The 22509-nt window shown below is 60.8% G+C and carries 17 protein-coding genes; 9 read left to right on the top strand and 8 right to left on the bottom strand.

Going from position 1 to position 22509, the window contains the following annotated elements; all coding sequences use genetic code 11:
* Window positions 1–411: enoyl-CoA hydratase/isomerase family protein (locus ACIQ36_RS07970; RefSeq protein ID WP_395827953.1), on the bottom strand; the 411-nt coding region annotated here is incomplete at its 3' end.
* A 298-nt stretch (window positions 412–709) separates the two neighbouring features.
* Between ACIQ36_RS07970 and ACIQ36_RS07965 the strand changes: the two genes are divergently transcribed.
* From ACIQ36_RS07965 to ACIQ36_RS07935, 7 genes are all read left to right on the top strand, one after another.
* Complete coding sequence (locus ACIQ36_RS07965; protein ID WP_395827950.1) at window positions 710–2446, top strand: long-chain fatty acid--CoA ligase; 1737 nt, start codon at window positions 710–712, stop codon at window positions 2444–2446.
* Between the two features lie 111 nt (window positions 2447–2557).
* Window positions 2558–2974 (top strand): MerR family DNA-binding transcriptional regulator, encoded by a 417-nt coding sequence (locus ACIQ36_RS07960; RefSeq protein WP_395827947.1) that lies wholly within the window; start codon window positions 2558–2560, stop codon window positions 2972–2974.
* A 79-nt stretch (window positions 2975–3053) separates the two neighbouring features.
* A complete protein-coding gene (locus ACIQ36_RS07955) occupies window positions 3054–4190 on the top strand; it encodes a thiolase family protein (protein WP_395827944.1) in 1137 nt (378 codons plus the stop codon).
* Window positions 4191–4193: 3 nt separating this feature from the next.
* Window positions 4194–6518, top strand: coding sequence for a 3-hydroxyacyl-CoA dehydrogenase NAD-binding domain-containing protein (locus ACIQ36_RS07950; RefSeq protein WP_395827941.1), 2325 nt, complete (start codon window positions 4194–4196; stop codon window positions 6516–6518).
* Between the two features lie 12 nt (window positions 6519–6530).
* Window positions 6531–8318 carry an acyl-CoA dehydrogenase C-terminal domain-containing protein gene (locus ACIQ36_RS07945; RefSeq protein WP_395827938.1) on the top strand — a complete coding sequence of 596 codons (1788 nt, stop codon included), beginning with the start codon at window positions 6531–6533 and terminating at the stop codon, window positions 8316–8318.
* Window positions 8319–8384: 66 nt separating this feature from the next.
* Entirely contained in the window at window positions 8385–8921 is a 537-nt protein-coding gene (locus ACIQ36_RS07940; RefSeq protein ID WP_395827935.1) for an acyl-CoA thioesterase, read from the top strand.
* 58 nt (window positions 8922–8979) lie between these two features.
* Window positions 8980–9618, top strand: coding sequence for a LysE family translocator (locus tag ACIQ36_RS07935; RefSeq protein WP_395827933.1), 639 nt, complete (start codon window positions 8980–8982; stop codon window positions 9616–9618).
* A 25-nt stretch (window positions 9619–9643) separates the two neighbouring features.
* On the opposite strand, the gene ACIQ36_RS07930 is transcribed toward ACIQ36_RS07935, so the two are convergent.
* From ACIQ36_RS07930 to ACIQ36_RS07905, 6 genes are all read right to left on the bottom strand, one after another.
* Window positions 9644–11605, bottom strand: coding sequence for a cache domain-containing protein (locus tag ACIQ36_RS07930; RefSeq protein ID WP_395827930.1), 1962 nt, complete (start codon window positions 11603–11605; stop codon window positions 9644–9646).
* Between the two features lie 174 nt (window positions 11606–11779).
* Window positions 11780–13456, bottom strand: coding sequence for a methyl-accepting chemotaxis protein (locus ACIQ36_RS07925; RefSeq protein WP_395827927.1), 1677 nt, complete (start codon window positions 13454–13456; stop codon window positions 11780–11782).
* A gap of 35 nt (window positions 13457–13491) precedes the next feature.
* Window positions 13492–13920, bottom strand: a complete 429-nt coding sequence (locus ACIQ36_RS07920) for a rhodanese-like domain-containing protein (protein ID WP_395827924.1) — start codon at window positions 13918–13920, stop codon at window positions 13492–13494.
* 303 nt (window positions 13921–14223) lie between these two features.
* A complete protein-coding gene (mutL, locus tag ACIQ36_RS07915; protein WP_395827921.1) occupies window positions 14224–16062 on the bottom strand; it encodes a DNA mismatch repair endonuclease MutL in 1839 nt (612 codons plus the stop codon).
* Window positions 16062–17396 (bottom strand): M16 family metallopeptidase, encoded by a 1335-nt coding sequence (locus ACIQ36_RS07910; protein WP_395827918.1) that lies wholly within the window; start codon window positions 17394–17396, stop codon window positions 16062–16064. Before ACIQ36_RS07910 ends, mutL begins: the two co-directional genes overlap by 1 nt.
* Window positions 17393–18733: a M16 family metallopeptidase gene (locus tag ACIQ36_RS07905; RefSeq protein WP_395827916.1), complete on the bottom strand. Its 1341-nt coding sequence runs from the start codon at window positions 18731–18733 to the stop codon at window positions 17393–17395. The genes ACIQ36_RS07910 and ACIQ36_RS07905 overlap by 4 nt, the downstream gene beginning before the upstream one ends.
* A gap of 190 nt (window positions 18734–18923) precedes the next feature.
* Between ACIQ36_RS07905 and secA the strand changes: the two genes are divergently transcribed.
* Both secA and ACIQ36_RS07895 read left to right on the top strand, forming a co-directional pair.
* Window positions 18924–21584 (top strand): preprotein translocase subunit SecA, encoded by a 2661-nt coding sequence (secA, locus tag ACIQ36_RS07900; RefSeq protein ID WP_395827913.1) that lies wholly within the window; start codon window positions 18924–18926, stop codon window positions 21582–21584.
* Window positions 21585–21928: 344 nt separating this feature from the next.
* Entirely contained in the window at window positions 21929–22201 is a 273-nt protein-coding gene (locus ACIQ36_RS07895; RefSeq protein WP_395827910.1) for a ribbon-helix-helix domain-containing protein, read from the top strand.
* Between the two features lie 9 nt (window positions 22202–22210).
* Here ACIQ36_RS07895 and ACIQ36_RS07890 read toward each other — a convergent pair.
* On the bottom strand, window positions 22211–22509 hold a 299-nt coding region (locus ACIQ36_RS07890; RefSeq protein ID WP_395827907.1), incomplete at its 5' end, for a ribbon-helix-helix domain-containing protein.

Below are 22509 nucleotides of genomic sequence, written 5' to 3'. Positions count from 1 at the left end.
AAGGTCGCAGGCGAGCACAAGGCTCATCCCGAACCCCGCCGCCGCCCCATGGACCGAGGCAATCACCGGCTGGGGCATGGCGCGCATCGCTTCCACCAGCAGCCCAACGCGGCCCAACATGCCTTGAAAGACGTGCAGCCGTTCGGCTTCGGGCAGTTCCATCTGCGTGCGGAACTCTTTGATATCGCCACCCGCCATAAACCCATCCCCCGCACCGCGCAGCACGACGCAGCCGATATCCTTATCGGTGCTGAGGGTTTGGAACACGGTGACGAGCTTGTTCAGCATCGCCTCGTTCAACGCATTCAGCACCGCCGGGCGGTTGAGCGTAACGTAGGCGACGTTATGGTGCCGTTCGACCAGAACAGGCGCGGGGGCGGCCTCGGCCCCCGCCGCGTGGGTTTTGAGCATGATGCATCCTCCCTTTGATCCTTGGCCCCTTTTCGGTTGCAACCGGCCTCCCGTCTTCTGCGGGCCTTCCGGCGTCGGGGTCATCTTTCCCTACAGTGGCACGATCTTACGTCTTCGTAAATAAATTGACGTTATCGGCAAAGTGGGTTTGAGTTGATCATATGCGTCGTTATGCCCAACTGTAGAGTATAATGACGCCTTAGAAAATGACCGCCTCGACGAACGAGGCATCAATGATCGGGTTGCAACGCACGACCCGGCTTTAAAAGGGAGGCCGACGAAACCGTCGGAGGAAGCGATGAGCGAAGCTGTTAGCGCACCCCAAGCGACCACCGAGACCCAAGGGCTCGAACGATGGCAGGTACACTACCCCAAGGATGTGGACCATTCGGCCCCGATTCCCGTGGTTCCGCTCTTCTCACTGCTGGATGATGCGGTGGCCAAATACGGTAATCGGCCGCTCATCGATTTTCTCGATAAGAAATACACCTATGCCGAGATTGGTGCGCTGGTGGACCGGGCGGCCGCCGGGCTGCAACGGCAAGGCGTTGGGCGCGGCACGAAAGTCGGCCTGTTTTTGCCGAACTGCCCCTATTACACGATCTTTTACTTCGGCATCCTGAAAGCGGGCGGCACGGTTGTTAACTTCAATCCGCTGTATGCGGAAAAGGAGTTGGAGAAACAGTGCCTGGATAGCGACACCAAGATGATGGTGACGCTCGATCTGGCCGTCCTCTACCCCAAGATCAAGCTGCTGCTCGACCAGGGCGTGTTAAAACACGTGGTGGTTTGCCCCTTCGCCGAGGCGCTGCCGTTCCCCAAGAATTTCCTGTTCCCCCTCCTCAAGCGCAAAGACCGCGCCCGTGTGGAGATGGATAGCCGCCATATCGCCTATCGCACGCTGATCGGCGGCGCGGCAAAACCGCAACCGGTGACGATCGACCCCAAGCGCGATATTGCGGTGCTGCAGTATACCGGCGGAACGACGGGGCTTCCCAAAGGCGCGATGCTGAGTCACGCCAACCTATATTGTAACGCTATGCAGGCCGTACGCTGGTTTCCGGGCATGCATTACGGCACGGAAAGCGTGGTGGGGGTGCTGCCCTTCTTCCACGTTTTTGCGATGACGGTGGTCCAGAATCTCGCCGTTGCATCGGGCTCAGAAATCATCATGCTGCCGCGTTTTGATCTCGACCAAACCTTGGCGCTTATCAGTAAGAAAAAGCCGACATTGATGGCGGGCGTGCCGACGATCTATACCGCCATGAACAACCACAAAGAATTAGCGAAACACGACCTCACCTCACTGCGGTTTTGCATGTCTGGCGGCGCACCATTGCCGGTAGAAGTGAAACAAAAATTCGAAGAGCTGACAGGCTGCATTCTCGTGGAAGGCTACGGCCTTACGGAAACATCGCCGATTGCTTTCGGAAATCCGTTCGATGGCCGAATTAAGGCGGGCTCTATTGGTTTACCCATGCCAAACACATGGCCAGAACTCCGGGATCTTGAAGACCCGACCAAGCGGGTGGCCCATGGCGAAAAGGGCGAACTGTGCTTGAAAGGCCCGCAAGTGATGCTGGGCTATTGGAAACGCCCGGAAGAGACGGAGAAGACCTTCGTCGGCGAGTTCCTTCGGACGGGCGACGTGGGCTATATGGACGACGAGGGCTTCGTGTATCTCGTGGACCGAATCAAGGATGTGGTCCTGTGCGGCGGCTATAATGTCTACCCGCGCATTGTGGAGGAAGCGATCTACCAGCACGATAGCGTCCAAGAAGTGACCGTGATCGGTATCCCCGACGAATATCGTGGCGAAACGGTCAAGGCCTTTGTTGTGCTGAAGACGGGCGAAAATTTGACGGTCGAAGACTTGACCGAATTCCTCAAAACCCGCATCTCCCCCATTGAAATGCCTAAGAAAATCGAGTTCCGCACCGAACTGCCCAAAACCATGATTGGCAAATTGTCAAAAAAGGAACTGGTCGCGGAGGAGCGGGCAAAGTACGAAGCATCCAAGGCCCGCAAAGGCTGATGCACGAATTGCCTGAACACCGTTTTTCACACGGCTTGATCGTAGCTTGACAGGAGAGCGCAGGCATATTACGTATACGTCAACTACCTTCCGAATTGGGTAGCTTCCGGTATGATGCAAGTCGAGCAAGTTCAGGCGCAGAAACTGTTCTCCATTGGGGATCTGGCGGAGGAGCATGCCATCTCCCCCCGCACGATCCGCTTCTATGAAGATCAGGGGCTGCTCGCGCCCAGCCGCATCGGCGGGGCGCGGATTTACACTGCGCGGGATCGCGCCCGGTTGAAGCTGATTTTGCGCGGCAAGCGCTTAGGCTTCAGCCTCGCCGATATTAAAGAATTGCTCGATTTGTACGACGCCGACCGCTCGCAGGTCACACAATTGCAGGCAACCTTGAAAAAGGGCCGCCAGCGGATTGATGAGCTGGAGCAGCAGTTGCGCGACCTTACCGTCACGCTGCAAGAGCTACGCGAGATTGAAGGCGAAGTGCTGCATCTTTTAGGCAGCAAGGGAACCACAGACAAAAATTAACCAAGGTTGGCCTTCGCCCCCCAAGGCGTATCCTCGGGCGCTAAAGGGCCAACCGATCCAGGTTGGAGGGACCGTTTAGATGACGCCAGTGGTAATTGCGGGTTATGCCCGGTCGCCGTTTCATTTCGCCAATAAGGGCGGCCTGACCCGCGTTCGACCAGACGATTTGGTTGCGGGTGTGGTGAAAGCGCTGGTGGAGCGCACGAAGGTCAATCCCGCCGATATCGAAGATCTGCTGCTCGGCTGCGCCTTCCCGGAAGGCGAACAGGGCTTCAACATGGGCCGTATCGTGGTGTTGCTGGCAGGCTTGCCGCTCACCATCGGCGGCGCGACCGTCAACCGTTACTGCGGCTCGTCGATGGAAGCCATCCATATGGCTGCGGGCGCAATCCAGATGGGCGCAGGCGACGTTTTCATTGCGGCTGGCGTTGAGTCGATGACCCGCGTGCCGATGATGGGCTACAACCCCCTCCCCAATCCGATTTTCCAGCAAACCATGCCGGGCGCGCTCGCCTCGATGGGCCAAACGGCGGAAAATCTGGCCAATAAATACCAGATCACCCGCGCCCAGCAGGAAGCTTTCGCCGCCGCCTCGCACCAGAAGGCCGCCGCCGCCCAAGCCGCGGGCAAGCTGAAGGACGAAATCGTTCCGGTGCAAACCAAAGCGGGCCTTGTCGAGGCCGATGGTTGCATTCGCCCGGAAACCACCGCTGAAAGCCTGGGCGGCCTGAAGCCCGCCTTCGACCCCGCCGGCAGCGTGACCGCCGGCACCTCTTCACCGCTCACCGATGGCGCATCCGCCGTGCTGGTCTGCTCGGAAGACTATGCCAAGAAGAACGGCCTGCCGATCTTGGCCCGCATTAAGAGCATCGCCAAATCCGGTTGCATGCCCGACATTATGGGCATTGGTCCGGTCGATGCGACCCGCAAGGCGCTGAAGCGCGCCGGGCTGACGGTCGATGATATCGACATCATCGAACTCAACGAAGCCTTCTCGGCCCAGGCGCTGGCCTGCATTCACGACCTCGGCCTGCCGCTGGAAAAGATCAACCTCGACGGCGGCGCGATTGCCCTTGGGCATCCGCTCGGCGGCACCGGCGCGCGGATCACCGGCAAGGCGGCATCGCTGTTGCAGCGCGAAGGTAAGCGCTATGCGCTGGCGACCCAGTGCATCGGCGGCGGTCAAGGCATCGCCACCATTCTCGAAGCGGTGTAATCCATGAGTGTGCAGAAAGCCTGCGTCATCGGCGCAGGGGTGATGGGGGCCAGCATTGCGGCCCATATCGCCAACGCTGGCATTCCCGTACTGCTGCTCGATATCGCCGCCAAGGAAGGTGATAAGACCGCCATCACCAAGGGCGCAATCGACAAGCTGCTGAAAGCGGACCCCGCGCCGCTGATGCATAAGGACGCGGCCAAGCTCATCACGCCCGGCAATCTTGACGATGATCTGGCGAAAGTGGCCGAGTGCGACTGGATTGTCGAAGCCATTGTCGAAAATCTGGAAATCAAGCGCGGCCTCTACGCCAAGCTCGAAACTCTGAAGAAGCCCGATGCGGTGGTGTCGTCGAACACCTCGACCATTCCGCTGCATTACCTGATCGAAGGCCGGGCGGAGAGCTTCCGCAAGACCTTTATGATCACCCATTTCTTCAACCCGCCGCGCTATATGCGCTTGCTGGAACTGGTCGGCGGCGCCGAAACCGATCCGGCGGCGCTCGCGCGGATCGAAGAATTTTGCGACCGCAATTTGGGTAAGGGCGTGGTGCCGTGTAAGGACACGCCCGGCTTTATCGCCAACCGCATCGGCACCTATTGGATTCAGGTTGCGGTCAATGAGGCTATCGATCTGGGCCTTACGGTCGAAGAAGCCGATGCGATCGGCGGTCGCCCGATGGGGATTCCCAAAACCGGCGTGTTCGGCCTGATCGATCTCGTTGGGCTCGACCTGATGCCGCTGATTGCTAAAAGCATGAAGTCGGTCCTGCCGCCCACCGACGATTTCATCCGCACGAATATTCAGCACCCGCTGCTGGATAAGATGATTGCGGACGGCTACACCGGCCGCAAAGGCAAGGGCGGTTTCTATCGCCTCAATGCGGTTGGTGGGAAGAAAGTTAAAGAAGCCATCGATCTGAAAACCGGGGCCTATCGGGCGGCGCAAAAGCCGCGCCCGGAAGCCCTGGAACGGGCCGGTCGGTCCCTCAAGGCGCTCGTGACCGATCCGTCTCCCCACGGAGAATTCGCAAAGCGCGTGCTGGTGCAAACGCTTGGCTACACCGCCGCCCTGGTACCGGAAATTGCCGATACCGTTACGGCGGTCGATGAAGCCATGCGGCTTGGCTATAATTGGTCCTTCGGGCCGTTCGAGTTAATCGATCAGGTTGGGGCCGATTGGCTGGCGGCGGAAATCGCCGCTAAGGGACTGCCCGTGCCGAAGCTGTTGGAAATCGCCAAGGGCAAAAGCTTCTACCGTCAAGAAGGCGGTAAGCTCGAATTCTTGGGCACCGATGGCGCTTATCATCCGGTCGAACGCCGCCCCGGCGTGCTGTTGCTGGCCGATATTAAGCGGAACGCGCAGCCGGTGCTGAAAAACGCCTCCGCCTCGGTTTGGGATATTGGCGACGGCGTGCTGTGCTTCGAGTTCACCTCGAAGATGAACAGCCTCGACAATGAGATTATGGCCCTGCTGGTGAAAACCGTGCAGACCATTCCGGCCAAAGGCTACAAGGGCCTCGTGATTTATAACGAGGGCACGAACTTCTCGGTTGGCGCGAATCTCGGGCTTGCCCTCTTCGCCGCCAATATCGCCCTCTGGCCCGCGATTGAAGAAATCGTGGAAGCCGGACAGAAGACCTATAAGGCGCTCAAATACGCCCCCTTCCCCGTCGTCGGCGCGCCCTCGGGCATGGCTTTGGGCGGTGGGTGTGAAATCCTTCTGCATTGCGATGCGGTCCAGGCCCATGCCGAAACCTATATGGGTTTGGTGGAAGTCGGCGTCGGCATCATCCCCGGTTGGGGTGGGTGCAAGGAAATGCTGCAACGCTGGCTCAGCGTCAAGCGCCGCCCCGGCGGCCCGATGCCCGCCATCGGCAAAGTCTTCGAGACCCTCAGCACGGCCCAGGTCTCCAAATCCGCGCATCTCGCTAAGGAACTGATGTACCTGCGCGCCGATGACGGGGTTACGATGAACCGCGACCGGCTGCTGGCCGATGCCAAAGCCAAGGTTCTGGCCCTGGCCGAAGGCTATAAGGTGCCCGAAGAGTTCGAATTCCGCCTGCCCGGCCCGAGTGCCAAACTGGCGCTCGATATGGCCGTCGATGGGGCAGCGGGCGCGGGCAAAGCCACGCCGCACGATATCACCGTCTCCAAAACCCTGGCCGACGTGCTGACGGGTGGCCCGAACGGCGATGTGACCATCGCCCTCAAGGAAGACGATATTCTGGCGCTGGAACGGTCGAACTTCATGCGTCTCGCCAAGAACCCCAAGTCGCTCGCCCGGATGGAGCATATGCTCGAAACCGGTCGGCCGCTGCGCAATTAGGAGGGCCGTTTCATGGCAACCTATGCTGCTCCCTTGCGGGAAATCCGCTTCGTTCTCAACGAAGTGCTAAACGCCGAACAGCTCTCCAAGCTGCCGGGTTATGAAGACGCAACGCCCGACCTGTTCGATGCGGTGCTGGAAGAAGCGGCGAAGCTGTGTGTGAACGAGCTTCTACCCCTCAACCTCTCCGGCGATAAGGAAGGCTGCCACTATGAAAACGGCGTGGTTCGCACCCCCGCCGGGTTCAAAGAAGCCTATACCAAGTTCATCGAAGGCGGCTGGACCTCCCTGTCCTGCGATCCGGACTTTGGTGGCCAAGGCATGCCGCATCTGCTGGAATTCGTGGTTCAGGAACTCATCTGTTCCTCGAACATCTCCTTCGGCATGTACCCCGGCCTGTCGCACGGGGCCTATAACGCCCTGGCGCAGCACGGGTCGGACGAACTGAAGCAACGTTACCTGCCGAAGATCGTCGATGGCACCTGGTCCGGCACTATGTGCCTGACGGAGCCCCATTGCGGGACCGACCTGGGGCTGATGCGCACCAAGGCCGAGCCGCGCGGCGATGGCTCCTATTCGATCACCGGCACGAAGATCTTCATTTCGGCGGGCGAGCAGGACCTGACTGAAAACATCATTCATCTGGTGCTGGCAAAGCTGCCGGATGCGCCGCCGGGCATTAAAGGCATCAGCCTGTTCGTGGTGCCGAAGTTCCTGCCGAAGGACGATGGCACGCCGGGCATGCGCAATGGCGTGATGTGCGGCTCCATCGAACATAAGATGGGGATTAAAGCGAACTCGACCTGCGTGATGAACTTCGAAGGCGCGCAAGGCTGGCTGATCGGCGAAGCCCATAAGGGCATGCGCTGCATGTTCACCATGATGAATGCCGCGCGCCTTGGCGTCGGCATGCAGGGCCTCGGCCTCAGCGAAATCTCCTACCAGACGGCGGCGGCTTACGCCAAGGACCGCCGTCAAATGCGCTCGCTCGATGCGAAGAAGCAGGATCATTCCGCCAGCGCCGATCCGATCATCGTTCACCCAGACGTGCGCCGGATGCTGATGACGATCCGCGCCAATACGGAAGCCTCCCGCGCGCTCGCCTATTGGGTCGGCATGCTGCTGGACATCTCGCACAAGCACCCGGACCCGGAAAAGCGCCTGGAGGCCGATGATCTCGTCGCCCTGCTGACGCCGATCGTCAAAGCCTATCTCACCGATCACGGCTTTAACGCCGCCAATCTGGCGGTGCAGGTCCACGGCGGGCATGGGTATATTCACGATTACGGCGTGGAGCAGTTCGTCCGCGACGCGCGCATTACCCAGATCTACGAAGGCACCAACGGTATTCAGGCGCTCGACCTGGTCGGCCGCAAAATGCCGCAGAATATGGGCCGGTTGATGCGCCGCTTCTTCCATCCGGTCTCGGCCTATCTCGAAACCCAGATGGAAAACCCGGCGATGCTGGAGTTCATCGGCCCGCTGGCGAAAGCCTTCGGCAAGCTCCAGATGGCAACCGCCACCGTGGCGCAAAAATCCTTCGGGCGCCCCGAAGAAGCCGGGGCCGCGTCCTCCGACTATCTGCGCCTCTTCAGCCTTGTGGCCCTCGGGTACATGTGGGCGCAGATGGCGGAAGTGGCCTTGAAGAAAGTCGATGGCGACGAGAAGGCTTTCTACGAAGCCAAGCTCATCAACGCCCGCTTCTTCATGCAAAAGCTGCTGCCGGAGCACGGCTCGCTGTTCGTCAATATCATGGCGGGCGGCAAGGTGCTGATGGAGCTTCCGGCGGAAGCTTTCTAAGCTGTAACGCTTCCGAAACGACCCCTCTCCCGCCAACGGAGGGGGGTTTTTTCTTTGGAGACTGGAATGAACCTCTACTGCCGCCTGATTTGGCTGATGCTCACCCTACGCTTCCGCGCCGCCCTGCCGCTGATGGGCGAAAGCCGGGTGACGATGCGCGTTTGGCCGAATGATCTCGACTTTAACTTTCATATGAATAATGGCCGCTATCTGACCCTGCTTGATCTTGGGCGGCTGGATTTGATGCTGCGCACCAAGCTTTGGGGCCTCGTGCGCCGCAAGCGCTGGATGCCGGTCGTAGCATCGGTGAATGCCCGCTTCCGCCGCGCGCTGAACCCGTTTCAGACGTTTACGATGGTCACGCGCACCCTGGGGTGGGACGAGAAGTTTATCTATCTCGAACAACGCTTTCTCGACACGCAAGAGCGGCTGATGTTCCACGCCATCGTCAAAGCCGCCTTCGTCGGCCCCGGCGGCACGGTGCCGACCGACGAGATTATGGCGGCGATGGACGAGCCAATGGTCTCCCCAGTGCTGCCCGACGCGGTGCAAGCCTGGGCTACAGCCGAGCGCGCCCTGGCGGACAGCGTTGCAACGGGGTGACTTGTGGCGGGTAGGTTTCTGCGCTGAGATCACCTGACACTGAACAGGAACCCGCCCGATGACCCTCGCCCTGCTGCTCTCCTATACGGTGATCGCCGCCACCGCCATTCTCTCCCCCGGCCCCGCCATTCTGCTGGCGATCCGCAATAGCCTCGCCCACGGCATCGGCTCGGTGCTCTGGTCGTCTTTAGGGAATATCACCGGGCTGTTCTGCCTCTCCACCGCCTCGATGCTCGGGCTCGGCGTGATGCTGCAAACCTCCGCCCTGCTATTCGGCGTCGTTAAGCTTATTGGCGCGCTGTATCTGTTCTGGATCGGGCTGCGGCATCTCTTTGGCCGGGCCAGCCTCGCCGCGCTGCCGGAAACCACCCTGCCGCACCGGAACCCCGGCGCGCTTGCCCTCTACCGCGAGGGGGCCGGGCTGGCCGTGACCAACCCCAAGCCGATCCTATTCTTCGCGGCGCTGTTCCCGCAGTTCCTCGTGCCCGATGCGCCCGTTCTGCCGCAGTTTTTTACCCTGACCGGCATTTTCATGGGAATCTCGTTCGCCTCGCTGTTCGGTTACGCACTCCTGGCCCGGCAGGCGCGGGGCGTGCTGCTGAAGCCGATGATCGTGCGCTGGGTCAATCGAACCGTGGGCGGCATTTTCGTCGGCTTCGGCGTGCTGCTGCTAACGTTGCGCCGCCCGGCGGCCTAAGCCGCCCCCGCTCAAACCGTGCGGCCTAAGCCGCGCGGACTTGGTCGAGAAACGCGACGATAACCTGCTGGAGCGCCTCCGCCTGCCCGGCCAGATCGTTCGCCGCCGTCGAAACGGTCTGCGCCTGATCGCCCACCTGCCCGATGGTTTGGCTTACGTCCGCCATCGCTTGGCTCGATTGCGCACTGCTCTGCGACGCTTGATCGACGCTGCGCGAAATCGCGCGCGTAGCCGTCGCCTGTTCCTCGACGGCAGCGGCAACATTGGTGGAAATATCGGTAATGGTTCCGATGGTATGATGGATATCGGTCATCGCCGTCATCGCGCCCCGGCTGGCGGATTGAATCGCATTGATCTGCTGCGAAATATCCTCGGTCGCCCGGCTGGTTTGCGCGGCCAGGGCTTTGACCTCGGCCGCGACCACCGCGAAACCCTTGCCGGCTTCCCCAGCCCGCGCGGCTTCGATGGTAGCGTTCAGCGCCAGCAGATTGGTCTGCCCGGCGATATCCTGGATCAACTGCACCACCGCCCCAATCTTCTGCGCCGCGCCGTCGAGCCCTTGCATGCGCTCGGTCGCCGTGGCGGCCTCGGCATTGGCTTGGCCGGTGATCGTACTGGCCTGGGTCACTTGCTGGCCGATTTCACCGACCGAGGCCGCAAGCTGGTTGCCTGCCCCCGCGAGCGCATTCATATGGTGCGCCGTGGTTTCGGCCGTCGCGGCCCCGGTGCGGGCTTGGCCGAGGGTCTGATGAACAAACTGGCGCATCTGCTCCGAGAGCTTTTGCAGCGCGGCCGAACTGCGGCTGACGAGACTCACGACGCTGTGCACCTTCGTTTCAAATTCAGCAGCCAGCGCCAAGCGGGTTTCGCGCTGGGTTGCCGCCGCCCTGGCGTGAGCGGCGGCCTGATCCTGACGCAAATCCTCGGCTTCCTGCATCGAGCGCTGGAAGACGGCAAGGGCTGCCGCAATCGCGCCAATTTCATCGCGGCGCTTCAGCCCCGGAATGACCGCCTGCAAATTGCCCTGGGCCAAATCGGTCATGACGCCCGTAATCGCCATCAGCGGCTTGCACAGGCTCCGGCTCAAGCGCCAGGCGACCAGCAGGGCGAGCAGCAGCACGCCGGCACCGATGGCGACGGAGAGCAGCATCGCCCGATCCTGAACCGATTTAAGCTCGGCCCGGTCAAAAGACAGGAGAACCGCGCCGAAAATATCGCCGCGATAGTCACGCACGGGCACAGCGGTATAGGACAGCGTCGCCCCATTGACGGGCAAGGTTCCCGTCTGCGCCGCCCCGCCGAGCGCCGCGCTCAGCGCTTCTGGCGGAACGGGCGGCACGTCGGCGAACGTCTTGGCGTGAAGCGCAACGCCCTTCGGTGAGGTGACGTAAAGCGCGACATCGGCCCCGGTGGCGGCTTTGAGCCGGTCGAAGAAGAATTGATCGATCGACAGGCCAATCTCTACCGAGCCAATCGGCTTTTGATCCTTTATCATCGGCACGACGCCGCGAATGCCGAGGCCCTCGACGCCGTTTTCGATCCCCGAAACGGGCTTCTGGCTGCGGTTGACCTCCACCACGGTAAAGCGGAAAGACGAGAGATCGTCGCCGAATTTCTCGGGCCGATGAACGCGCAGGAAGGAGGTCGCCGGGGCCAGATGAAATTGCATCTGCCGAATGCCGTGCTTGTCCTTCAACTCTTTGAACACAGGGGCGAGGGTTGCCTGAAGCGTATCGCGCGCACGCGCGGCGAACTGGTCGCGCACCGCATTATTTTCCGCCAAGCTGACGGCAAGCGACAAGGCCCGGTCGGATTCCGATTTCAGCGACGAGTCGAAAAATGCTTCGAGCGTTTTCAATTCCTGCGTCGCCGACGCATCAATCAGCCGTTGGCTCAGAAAAATATTGCTCGCTGTCGTTGCCAGAACCGCCAGCAGCACGCTGCCGGTGAGCGCCAAAATCGGGCGTTTTGACATGGTCATGCTCATTGCGGCGCTTTCGTCGATCAAAGGCTATCGCATTCGCTAGAACGCTTTAGGGATAAGAGATAGCCGATTGAGGCTGGTATCAAAATTGACTGCCGTGCTCCCTCGGGCACACCGACTAGGCTGGAGACCCGCGCCCCCCTTTCTCTTTGGTCTATTGGCGCTCGCGGGGAGCGCTTAGCCCCGGCCCACGTCCTTCAGGAATCCGCGAATCTCGGCGGTCAAACGCGATTGCTGCCGATCCAGCGTCACGGCAGCCGTTTGCACGTGCGCTGCCGAGGCTCCCGTCTGTTCCGTTCCCGACGAGACAGCCTGAATCATCTGTGAAACCGCCTCCGTCGCACGCGATGCCTGTTGGATGTTCAGCGCAATATCGCGGGTTGCGGCGTTCAACTCGGTTGTCGCGCTCGCACTCCAGCTCGACAGCTCGTTAAAATCATCGACAATCCGGCCGATCGTTCGGATAATTTCCACGGCGTTTTGCGCGCTGGACTGAATGTCGGCAATCTGTGCTGCGATCTCGTCGGTAGCGCTGGCGGTTTGATTGGCGAGCGATTTTACCTCGGCGGCAACCACCGCAAACCCCTTACCCACGTCGCCCGCACGGGCCGCTTCAATCGTTGCGTTGAGCGCCAGAAGATTGGTCCGCGACGCAATATCGTTAATAAGGCCAACCACGGTGCCAATCCGCGTTGCGGCCCCCGCCAGTTCACCGACCATCACATCGGTGCGGCTGATTTCGTCGGCGGCTTTTGTCGCCATGCTAGAGCTTTCTGTCGCCCGTTGGGCGAGTTCCTCAATCGAGGTTGCCATCTGCTCCGTTGCGGCCGCAACCGCCCGGACATTCCCGGACGTTTGTTCGGAATTGACCGCCACCGTTAGGCTTTGCGTGTTGGTTGCCGTAGCGACCTGCGACATTTCGGTGGCGGCACTCTGTAAGCGTTCGGAAATATTGGAAACATCGGCAAGCAACGTCGCGGCATCGCCCTCAAAACGGTTGATCCGACCCGCTAACCACTGATGATATTCTATTTTTTGGGCCGCCTCTGCAGCGGCTTCAACGTCTTGCGTCCGCTTGGCAGCCGCCGTATCGCGCAAAATCAGGATGGCTTGAGCGAGATCTCCAATTTCGTTAGGGCGGCCCGCGTAAGGGACTTCCGTCTCCAGTGCACCTTCCGTGATAGCCCCCGTTACCCGCGCCAAACGGACAATCGGCCGCGCAACGCCCCGGACCAACATCACCACCGAAACCGCTAAAAGACCAAGCCCCACAAGCCCGAGGACACCAACCCCAAGGATTGAAGTTTGCGCTAGATCGAGTTGGGTGCTGGCCTCGGCGGCAATGGTATCGTTTAGCTGCTTCGTTGTGCTTGCCGTGCTTTTGCGAAGAGGCGTGAGAATATCGAGCCAACGATCATACAAGCGATCAAGCGGTTTTGCCTCGCGGAGGGCAACCAGCAGATCGGCTTTAAAACTATCGATCGAGTTTACAGCTACCGATGCTTCTTCCCGCAAAGCATCCTTTTCAGTCCCGGGAAAAATACCCTGTAACTTTCCCCAATCATTCTTTAAGTCGCCAAGAAGTTTATCCAATCGATCAACCGACCCTGGGGCAGAATAGACCTTGGCCATAACGCCTAGAATTCGGGTGTTGGCCGCTTGCAGCCCCTCTTCGACCTGCACCATAGCTTGACGGGCGGGCAGGTCCCGCTCGCCCAAATCGCGCATGTAGGCGATCTCTTTCAAGCTATTGTAAAGGCTGAGGCCCGCAATGCTGACGAAAGCCAGTGCGATAATGCTCATGATCATGGGAACAAGCCGCGAAATCCGGCCAGAAATCAGAAAACGTAGCATTGGGGCCTCAAAAACGGGGCTAGAGGGGGATAAATCTATTGCTCAAGGGGCAGTTTTGCTGCGGTCCATTCAGCAAAACCGCCGCGCAGCCAATGAACCTTGCCAAACCCTGCCGCCACAGCGTCCTTCACAGCCTGCACGGCCGACCAGCCGTCGCTTCCATGGCCGTGAATGATAATCACAGCCTGCTTATTGGCCCCAAAGGCCGCCGGATCGAATTGCTTCGTTTGCTCATTCTGGAACCCGGAGAGCGATTTTGCTTTCGGCAGATGCCCTTCGGAAAAGGCTGCCTTGCGGCGCGCATCATAGACCTGGGCCCCCGTATCGATCAGGGTTTTTGCCTCTGCCGCGCTAACAGTTTTCGCGCCGTCTAGGGTCGGCGGCGTTTCACCCGTTTGGGCTACAGCCAAAGGCGCGAACGTTAGGACTGAGATCAAGACAGTGAGAGCACGCAGAAACGACATGGTAAACTCCGATAGTTTCAGATGGCATGAATGCGATGGTATGCCGGGATTGGCTAACAGAAAACCTTGTATCACGTACAATATTAATAAAATACTAAATTGATGCATTCTACAAAAGCAATATTGTCGCGCGAATTTTTTTGGTTCAAAATGGTTAATTTTATATAAGAACAATACAAGTAAATTTCAGGTTATTACTAGATAGAAATTATTTAGAAAAAAAATATGCGCAAGAATAATGCACATCTGCATTATGTTTTCCCAAATAAATGGATCAATGAGCGAATAGGCGCGGCGCGGTATCTACTTACGCCCAAACAAACGCTCCAAATCGCCCCGGCTAAGCTGCACATAAGTCGGGCGACCGTGGTTGCATTGGCCGCTGTTGGGGGTGACTTCCATCTGCCGCAGCAGCGCGTTCATTTCCGGCACCGACAGCCGCCGCCCGGCACGCACCGAGCCGTGACAGGCCATCGTCGAGGCCACCTGATGCAGCTTATCGGTGAGGGCGAAGCCTTCGCCCAAATCGCGCGCCTGATCGGCCAGATCGCGCACCATCTCCGGCAGATCAAGCTTGCCCAGAAGCGCGGGGGCTTCGCGCACCAGCACCGCGCCGGGGCCGAAGGGCTCGATGACCAACCCCAGGCGCTGCCAGTCGGGCGCGCGGGCAAGCAACGCTTCGGCGGCGCTCTCCTCCATCTCCACGACTTCGGGAATCAGTAAAGCTTGCCGGGCGATGCCCTGATCGGCGAGCGCGGCTTTTAGCCGTTCGTAGACAAGCCGTTCGTGGGCCGCGTGCTGATCGACCAGAATCACCCCGTCGCGGGTTTCGGCGAGAATATAGGTTTCGTGGAGTTGCGCCCGCGCCGCGCCCAGGGGGAACGCCTCCTCGGCGGGCGCGGTTAGCGGCGCTTCGGTCCGGGCGGCGGGCGCGAAATCGGCAAAAGCGCTCGGCTGGGTGAAGCCCGGCAGCGGGGCAAAATCGGCGGGCGGGGCTTGGAAGCGATAGGCGGCTTCGGCTAGCCCCGGCGATACCTGCCCGCCGGTATAGGTCCCCGTTGGTCGCCATTGGGTGAAATGGGTCTGCACGGGTTGGGCTTGGAAGCTTCCCAGGGCGGCACCCGTCACACTACTGGAGGCCCGATGCCCCGCAGCAGCCAGCGCGTGCCGAATTGCGCCGACGATCAGCCCGCGCACATTGCCCGATTCCCGAAAGCGCACTTCGGTTTTGGCCGGGTGAACATTCACGTCCACCTCGGTCGGCGGCAGATCGAGGTAAAGCGCGACGACCGCGTGCCGATCATGGGCGAGCACATCCTGATAGGCCCCGCGCACCGCGCCCGTCAGCAGCTTATCCTTCACCGGGCGACCATTGACGAACAGGAACTGCTGGGCGGAATTACTGCGGTGATAGGTCGGCAGGCCAATATGGCCCGTCAGCCGTAAGCCCTCGCGCTCGGCCAGAATCGGCAGGGCATTGGGGGCGAAATCGCGGCCCAGCACCGCCGCCAAGCGGTTAAGCCGCCCAGCATCGCCGATGGGCTCGGCGGGAAGCTTGAGCAGGGACCGCTCGCCGTCTTGAAGGAAAAAGCCGATCTCCGGGCGGGCCAGCGCCAGGCGGGTGAGCACATCCTTAACCGCGTCGGTTTCCGAGCGCGTGCTTTTCAGGAACTTCAGCCGCGCGGGCGTGGCGTAGAAAAGATCGCGCACCTCAACCCGCGTGCCGGGGCTTGCCGCCGCCGGGGCAGGGTCCGCCACCGCCCCGCCTTCGACGGCAAGGCTCCAAGCTTCTGAAGCAGCGGGCGGGCGCGAGGTGATCCGCAGGCGCGCCACCGCGCCGATGGAGGGCAGTGCCTCGCCGCGAAAGCCGAGGCTGTGGATGTTCAGCAGATCGTCGGTGGGGAGCTTCGAGGTAGCGTGGCGTTCGACCGCAAGGCGCAACTCCTCCCGATCCATGCCGCTGCCATTATCGGCCACGGAAATCAGGGCTTTACCGCCGTCCTGCACCTGCACGTCGACGCGCGTCGCCCCGGCGTCGAGGGCGTTTTCCACCAACTCCTTCACAGCGGCGGCGGGGCGTTCGATCACTTCCCCGGCGGCGATGCGGTTGACCAGGGTTGGCGGGAGGAGGCGCAGACGCATCAAAAACCTTCGGGCAGGGGGAGGGAGGGGGGCAGGTTAGGCTGCGGTTGCCCGGCTATAATCGTTACCAGCTTATCGGGGTCAACCCAGCGTTTGACCGCCGCATTCACCTGATCGAGGGTGAGCGCGCGCAACGCCGCCTCCCGGTCGGTGAAATAGGTGGCGGGCAGATTATCTTGTTGCAGACCCGCAATGAAATCCGCCATCGCCGGAGTCGAATCGAGCGATAGGGCGAGCGAACCCAACAGGTAATCACGGGCGCTCTCCAGTTCCGCCTGGGTAATGCCGCCCTCGCGCAAAAGCCGCCATTGCTCGGTCATCGCGGCGATGGCCTCGCCCGAGCGGTCCGGCGCGAAGGCGGCGCTGGCGCTCCATAAGGGCCGTAAGCCGCCGATGGACAGCGCGGAGCCGGTCGAATAGACCATGCCACGCCGTTCGCGCAGGTCCATCTTCAGCCGTGACGTGAAGGTGCCGCCGCCAAAAACTTGATTGAGCACGAGCACCGACCAGAAATCGGGATCGTCGCGCGCCGGAGCGGGTAGGGCGGTCAGCAGATGAGTCTGCGGCGCGCCGGGCATCGGTAAAACATAGGTGCCCGGCTGCGGTTGCTCCGAGGGCCGCTCGGGCACGGGCGGCGGGCCGCCTTCGGGTAGACCGCCGAACATGCGATCCAGCAGCGGCCCCAGTTCCACAGGGCTAATCGCCCCCGACACCGACACCCGCAGCGCGGCGCGGGTCATGCGGTCGCGGTGAACGCTATAGAGGTCTTCGATTTGGATTGCATCGACCACCGGCAGCAACCGGGTGGTGAGCTGCGGAAACTGGTCGCCCAGAAACAACCGTGAGGCCAACCGCCCGGCCTGGGCTGCGGGTTGCCGCTCGTCGGCAGACAGGCCCCGCAGCAGCCCCTGCCGGGCACGCTCGAAGGCCAAGGGCGTAACGATGGGGGTCGTGACGGTGACGGCGACCAAATCCGCCGTTTCCGCGCGGCGGTCGCGCAGCAAGCGAATGTTGAGCCGGTCGGCGAGGGTACCGTGACTGATGCTAATCGAGGCCGAGAGGGTTTCGACTTGGCGGGCGTAGCTCACCTCGTCATAGGGGCCAGCGGCAAAGCCCGTAAGGGCATCCATCAGCCGGCTCACCCCTGGTTTCGGGTCGAGCCACGCGCCACCGCGAAAACTGGCGCGAATCGCGATCACCGGAACACTATCGTCCTGCCACAGCCAAGCGGTAATGCCGCCGGGGCTGCGGACGGGGACGATTTGCGGGGCCGCCTGGGCACTCGGGGCAATCAGGATCAGCAGAAGCCCCAAACGGGCGATCAAGCGGTTCATAGGGCGGGCTTTGGTAAAAGATGGGTGGTGACGAAGGCGGTGGGCAGCAGCACCTGCGCGGCGCGGTTCACGTCGGCGACGGTCAGACTGCGCAGCAGATCATCCTCGCCCGCCATATCGGCGAGGCTTTGGCCGACCATCCGCCCCCGCCCGATGCGGTTGGCGAGCCCGGTCAGGCTATCGCGGTCATAGGCTTCGCCGCCGGTCAGCCGTTGCAGGCTCCGCGCCATTTCCTCGGGCGTTACCCCGTCGCGGCGCAAAGTGTCCAGCACGCTCTCGACGGTGGCTTCCACGGTTTGCAAAGGGACGCCGGGGGCGGGGGTCGCGCTCAGATAGAGCATTCCCGGCCCGCGCCGCAGCAGATCTGCCCCCGCGCCCGCTGCGAGCGCGAACTTGCCATCGCGCACCAAGGCCCGGTCCAGCCGGGAATCGATCCCGCCGCCGAGAATATCGGTCAGCAGCGCGAGAGCCGCCACCTCCTTCGGCGTTGCGGTTCCCCAGGAGGGGATGAGCGCGCGGCGGCCCCAAGCGGCATCGGTCACGCGCGGCGAGCGGTCGACCAGCAGCGCGGGCGCAACGCGCGGCGGTTCGGCAATCACAGGGCGGGACGGCAGGGGCTGAGCCGAAACTTTGCCATAGGTATTTTCGGCGAGCTTTAGCACTTCGGCCAAATTGGTATCGCCCGCGACCACAAGAACGGCATTATTCGGCGCATACCAGCGCGCGTGAAACTCCAGCGCGTCCTGATAGGTCAGGCCTTTGATTTCCGCTTCCCAGCCGATGATTGGGCGGCGGTAGGGGTGATTGATGAAGAGGGTGGCATTCGCCAGTTCCGACAACTGCCCCCCCGGCGGGCGGTTGGTGCGCTGATTGCGCTCCTCCAGCACCACGGTAAGTTCCGGCTTACTATTGGCGTCCGACAGTTTCAGCCCGGCCATGCGGTCGGCTTCCAACGCCATCACCGCCGCCAATTGGTCGCGCGGCATGGTCTGGAAATAGCCGGTATAATCATAAGTGGTGAAGGCGTTCTGCCGACCGCCGAAGCGGTTGACCAGCGCATCGAAAGCCCCCGGCGGGGTTTTCTCGGTGCCCTTGAACATCAGATGCTCAAGATAATGGGCAAGGCCCGATTTGCCCGGCTCCTCATCGGCACTGCCGACCCGATACAGCAGCAGATGATGCACCGCAGGCACGCGCCGCTGCGGCAGCACGATCACTTCCAGCCCGTTCGGCAGCGTGGCGGTTTCCGCCCCCCAACGGTTCGGGGCGGAGGTCTGCGCAAGCGCGGCGGCGCTAGTCAGCAACAGGGCTGCGGCGAGATAAGCGAATGGTCGCACGGCGATAAATCTCCCTCTTGGGCAAGATAGGCGCACTCGCACGTCGAAACTAGGGCGCCGTCCGAATTGACACTCACGGGTCGCGCCCTTATCTCTGCAAGGCCCGTATAAGGGTGATATTGGTCGGCCCTCTGTCTAGCCGGGGTCGAGTGCCATTTTTCAAGGCTGCATGGGTTTGGAAGGTTTTTCGATGTTCGGCGCCCTCGCAAGAAAGCTGTTCGGCTCGTCCACGGAACGCGTGGTTAAGGGAATGCATAAAACGGTTCAGGCGATCAATGCGCTGGAGCCCGAGATTTCCGCCCTGACCGACGATCAACTCTCGGCCCAGACCGACAAGCTCCGTGCTCGCCTCGCCGCCGGCGAAAGCCTGGACGACGTGCTGCTCGAAGCCTTCGCCACGGTGCGCGAGGCCGCCAAACGCGAACTTGGCATGCGCCCCTTCGACGTGCAGCTTATCGGCGGCATCGTGCTTCATCGCGGCATGATTTCGGAAATGCGCACCGGGGAAGGGAAAACCCTGGTGGCCGTGCTGCCGACCTACCTCAACGCCCTGCAAGGCCAGGGCGTGCATGTGGTGACGGTGAATGATTACCTCGCCAAGCGCGATTCCACCTGGATGGGCCGGATTCATCGGCGCTTAGGCCTCTCGACCGGCTGTATCGTCAACGGGCTGAACGATGTGGAGCGCCGCGCCGCCTACGCCTGCGACGTAACCTACGGGACGAACAACGAGTTCGGCTTCGATTACCTGCGCGACAATATGAAGTTCCGCCTGGACGATATGGTTCAGCGGCCCTTCCATTACGCCATTGTCGATGAAGTCGATTCGATCTTGGTCGATGAAGCGCGCACGCCGCTCATTATCTCTGGCCCGGCGGAAGATAGCTCGACCCTCTACAAGGCCGTCAATGTTCTCATCCCGCGCCTGGGCGAAGGGGATTACGAGAAGGACGAAAAGGCCCGCACGGTAGCCCTCACCGAAGCCGGGCAAGAAAAGATCGAAGAGCTTCTGACCGAAGTCGGCCTGCTGGAAAGCGGCGCGCTCTATGATGTTAACAATGTGAACCTCGTTCACCACGCCAATCAGGCCTTACGCGCCCATGTGCTGTTTACCCGCGATGTCGATTATATCGTCAAGGACGATAAGGTCATCATCATCGACGAGTTCACCGGGCGCATGATGGAAGGCCGCCGCTATTCCGAAGGGCTGCACCAGGCGCTGGAAGCGAAGGAGTTCGTGACGATCCAGATGGAGAACCAGACGCTGGCCTCCATCACCTTCCAAAATTACTTCCGCATGTACCCGAAGCTCGCCGGGATGACCGGTACGGCGGCGACGGAAGCGGCAGAGTTCCAAGAAATTTACAATCTCGAAGTGGTGGATATTCCCACCAACGTCCCGGTATCGCGCAAAGACCATGACGATGAGGTTTACCGCACCGCCCGCGAGAAATATGAAGCCATCGCGGTCTTGATCAAAGAATGCCGGGAGCGCAATCAGCCGGTTCTGGTCGGCACGGTTTCGATTGAAAAATCGGAACTTCTGTCGGAACTGCTGAAAAAGGCCAGCATTCCCCATTCGGTGCTGAACGCGCGCTACCACGAGCAGGAAGCGATGATCGTGGCCCAGGCCGGTCGCCCCGGCGCGGTAACGATTGCCACCAATATGGCCGGGCGCGGCACCGATATTCAGCTCGGCGGCAATGTGGAAGCCCGGCTTGCGGTCGAAGTGATGCCGACGGACAGCGAGGAGGTTCGCGCCGCCAAGGAAGCGACCATCCGCGCCGAAGTGGAAGCCGCCCGGCAAATCGTGTTGGCCGCAGGCGGGCTCTATGTGATGGGCACCGAGCGCCACGAAAGCCGCCGCATCGACAATCAGTTGCGCGGCCGGTCGGGTCGCCAGGGTGATCCGGGCGCGTCCAAATTCTTCCTGTCGCTCGAAGATGACCTAATGCGCATCTTCGCTGCCGACCGGATGGATGGGATGCTGCAAAAGCTGGGGCTGAAAGAGGGCGAAGCCATCATTCACCCCTGGATCAATAAGGCCCTCGCCAAAGCCCAGCAGCGGGTAGAAGCGCGGAACTTCGAAATCCGTAAAAACCTGCTGCGCTTTGACAATGTAATGAACGATCAGCGCAAGGTGATCTACGAGCAGCGCCGTGAAATCATGAATGCCGAAGATTGCTCGGCCATGATCGAAGAAATGCGCCATGAGGTTATTCAAGACCTCGTGAAGCGCTGCATTCCGGCGGCGGCCTATGCCGAACAATGGGATATCGGCCAACTCCACACCGAAACTCTGCGCCTGCTGGCGCTCGATTTGCCGCTGCCCGATTGGGCGAAGGAAGAAGGCATCGCCGACGAAGAGATTCTGGAGCGCATCACCCAAGCCTCCGATGCGGCGATGGCGGCCAAGGAAGCGGAATACGGCCCGCAGATTATGCGTCTCGCCGAAAAGAGCATGCTGCTACAAATTCTCGATCAGCTTTGGAAAGACCATCTGCTAACGCTCGATCATCTGCGCCAAGGTATTGGCCTGCGCGCTTACGCCCAGCGCGATCCGCTGAACGAATATAAGCGCGAAGCCTTCGTGCTGTTCGAAGATATGCTGGGGAGCCTACGCCAGTCGGTCGTTCAGGCCATCACCCACCTGCAACTGCAGATGTCCACCCCCCCCGAAGCGCTGTTCGCGGACGAAGCTGCGCCCGCCATCGATGAAGACGGCTGGACTCTCTATCACGGTACCCGTATCCGCCGGAACGATCCTGCAACCTGGACGGGCCTGTCGCGCAATGTCGCCTGCCCCTGCGGGTCGGGTAAGAAGTACAAGCATTGCCATGGGGTTATCTAAATAGCCCCTCGTTGCGTTGCACGAATAGGTCAAGAAACTGCCGATTAAAAATTTGGCAGTTTCTTGTCTAAGGTAATATGTCAGGGCTGAAGCATAAAAATCGGCGCATCGATTGTTAATCATATTTCGATGAATATGATCGTAATAGCTGCAATTTTAACGATTTATAAAGAGTTTAGAGAGTATGACAGAGGAGCGCCGACACAGCCTAGTGCCGACGCGGTTGTTTTTTGCGCTCGCTTTTTAAGCGACCCTCTCGTGCCCGTTGCGAGGAACCCGCTATGGCTCGATCCACCAGTTCTTCTGCGCGCCCTATGGCGACGCATCGTTCGCTACGTCGTTTTATGCTAAGCTCAGGTCCTACTGACCTGCGGTTAGAAGCCGAGCTGTGGGCCGCCCTTTCGGCCATTGCGACCGATCGGCGCATACCCCTCGCTAGCCTCGTCGATATGATCGACCGTCAGCGCGGCGTGCAGCCGCTGAATCGCGCGCTTTGGCGCTTTGCCATTGCCTACCTGCGCGCATTAGCCGATTTGGCGGCAGATCTTCCCCCTGCCGAACCTCAGCGCCGCAGCCCCTATCCTACGCTACGCGCCGTCCCACTTCCTGGCGGCTGAGTCCGCCACTTAGCGGGCGACCCGCTTGCTCTCAAAGTCGGCTACAGAATCTTGCTCACCCGTTTCGATTAAGGAGAGCATTTGCGTTCCATGGGCCGCAGTTCGGAAATAGGTGAGGATGAACATCCGCACCGACGCAGTGAAGCTCAATCCCGGCGGCTGTCCGTCGGCGATTCGGGTGCACAATTGCGTCTGAGTATAGCCCTCCTGGCGGGCGATCTCCGCCAGGGCATCCCACATTTCCGGCTCGAGCCTAATCGTCGTCCGCTTTCCCTTCACCGTGACATTGCGCAAAATCAAGGCGCTGT

This window comes from Elstera sp. (genome assembly GCF_044372965.1).
In the GTDB taxonomy this organism is placed as follows: domain Bacteria; phylum Pseudomonadota; class Alphaproteobacteria; order Elsterales; family Elsteraceae; genus Elstera.
The sequence above is the reverse complement of the archived record's forward strand: the minus strand, read 5'-3'. Positions and strand labels throughout refer to the sequence as shown.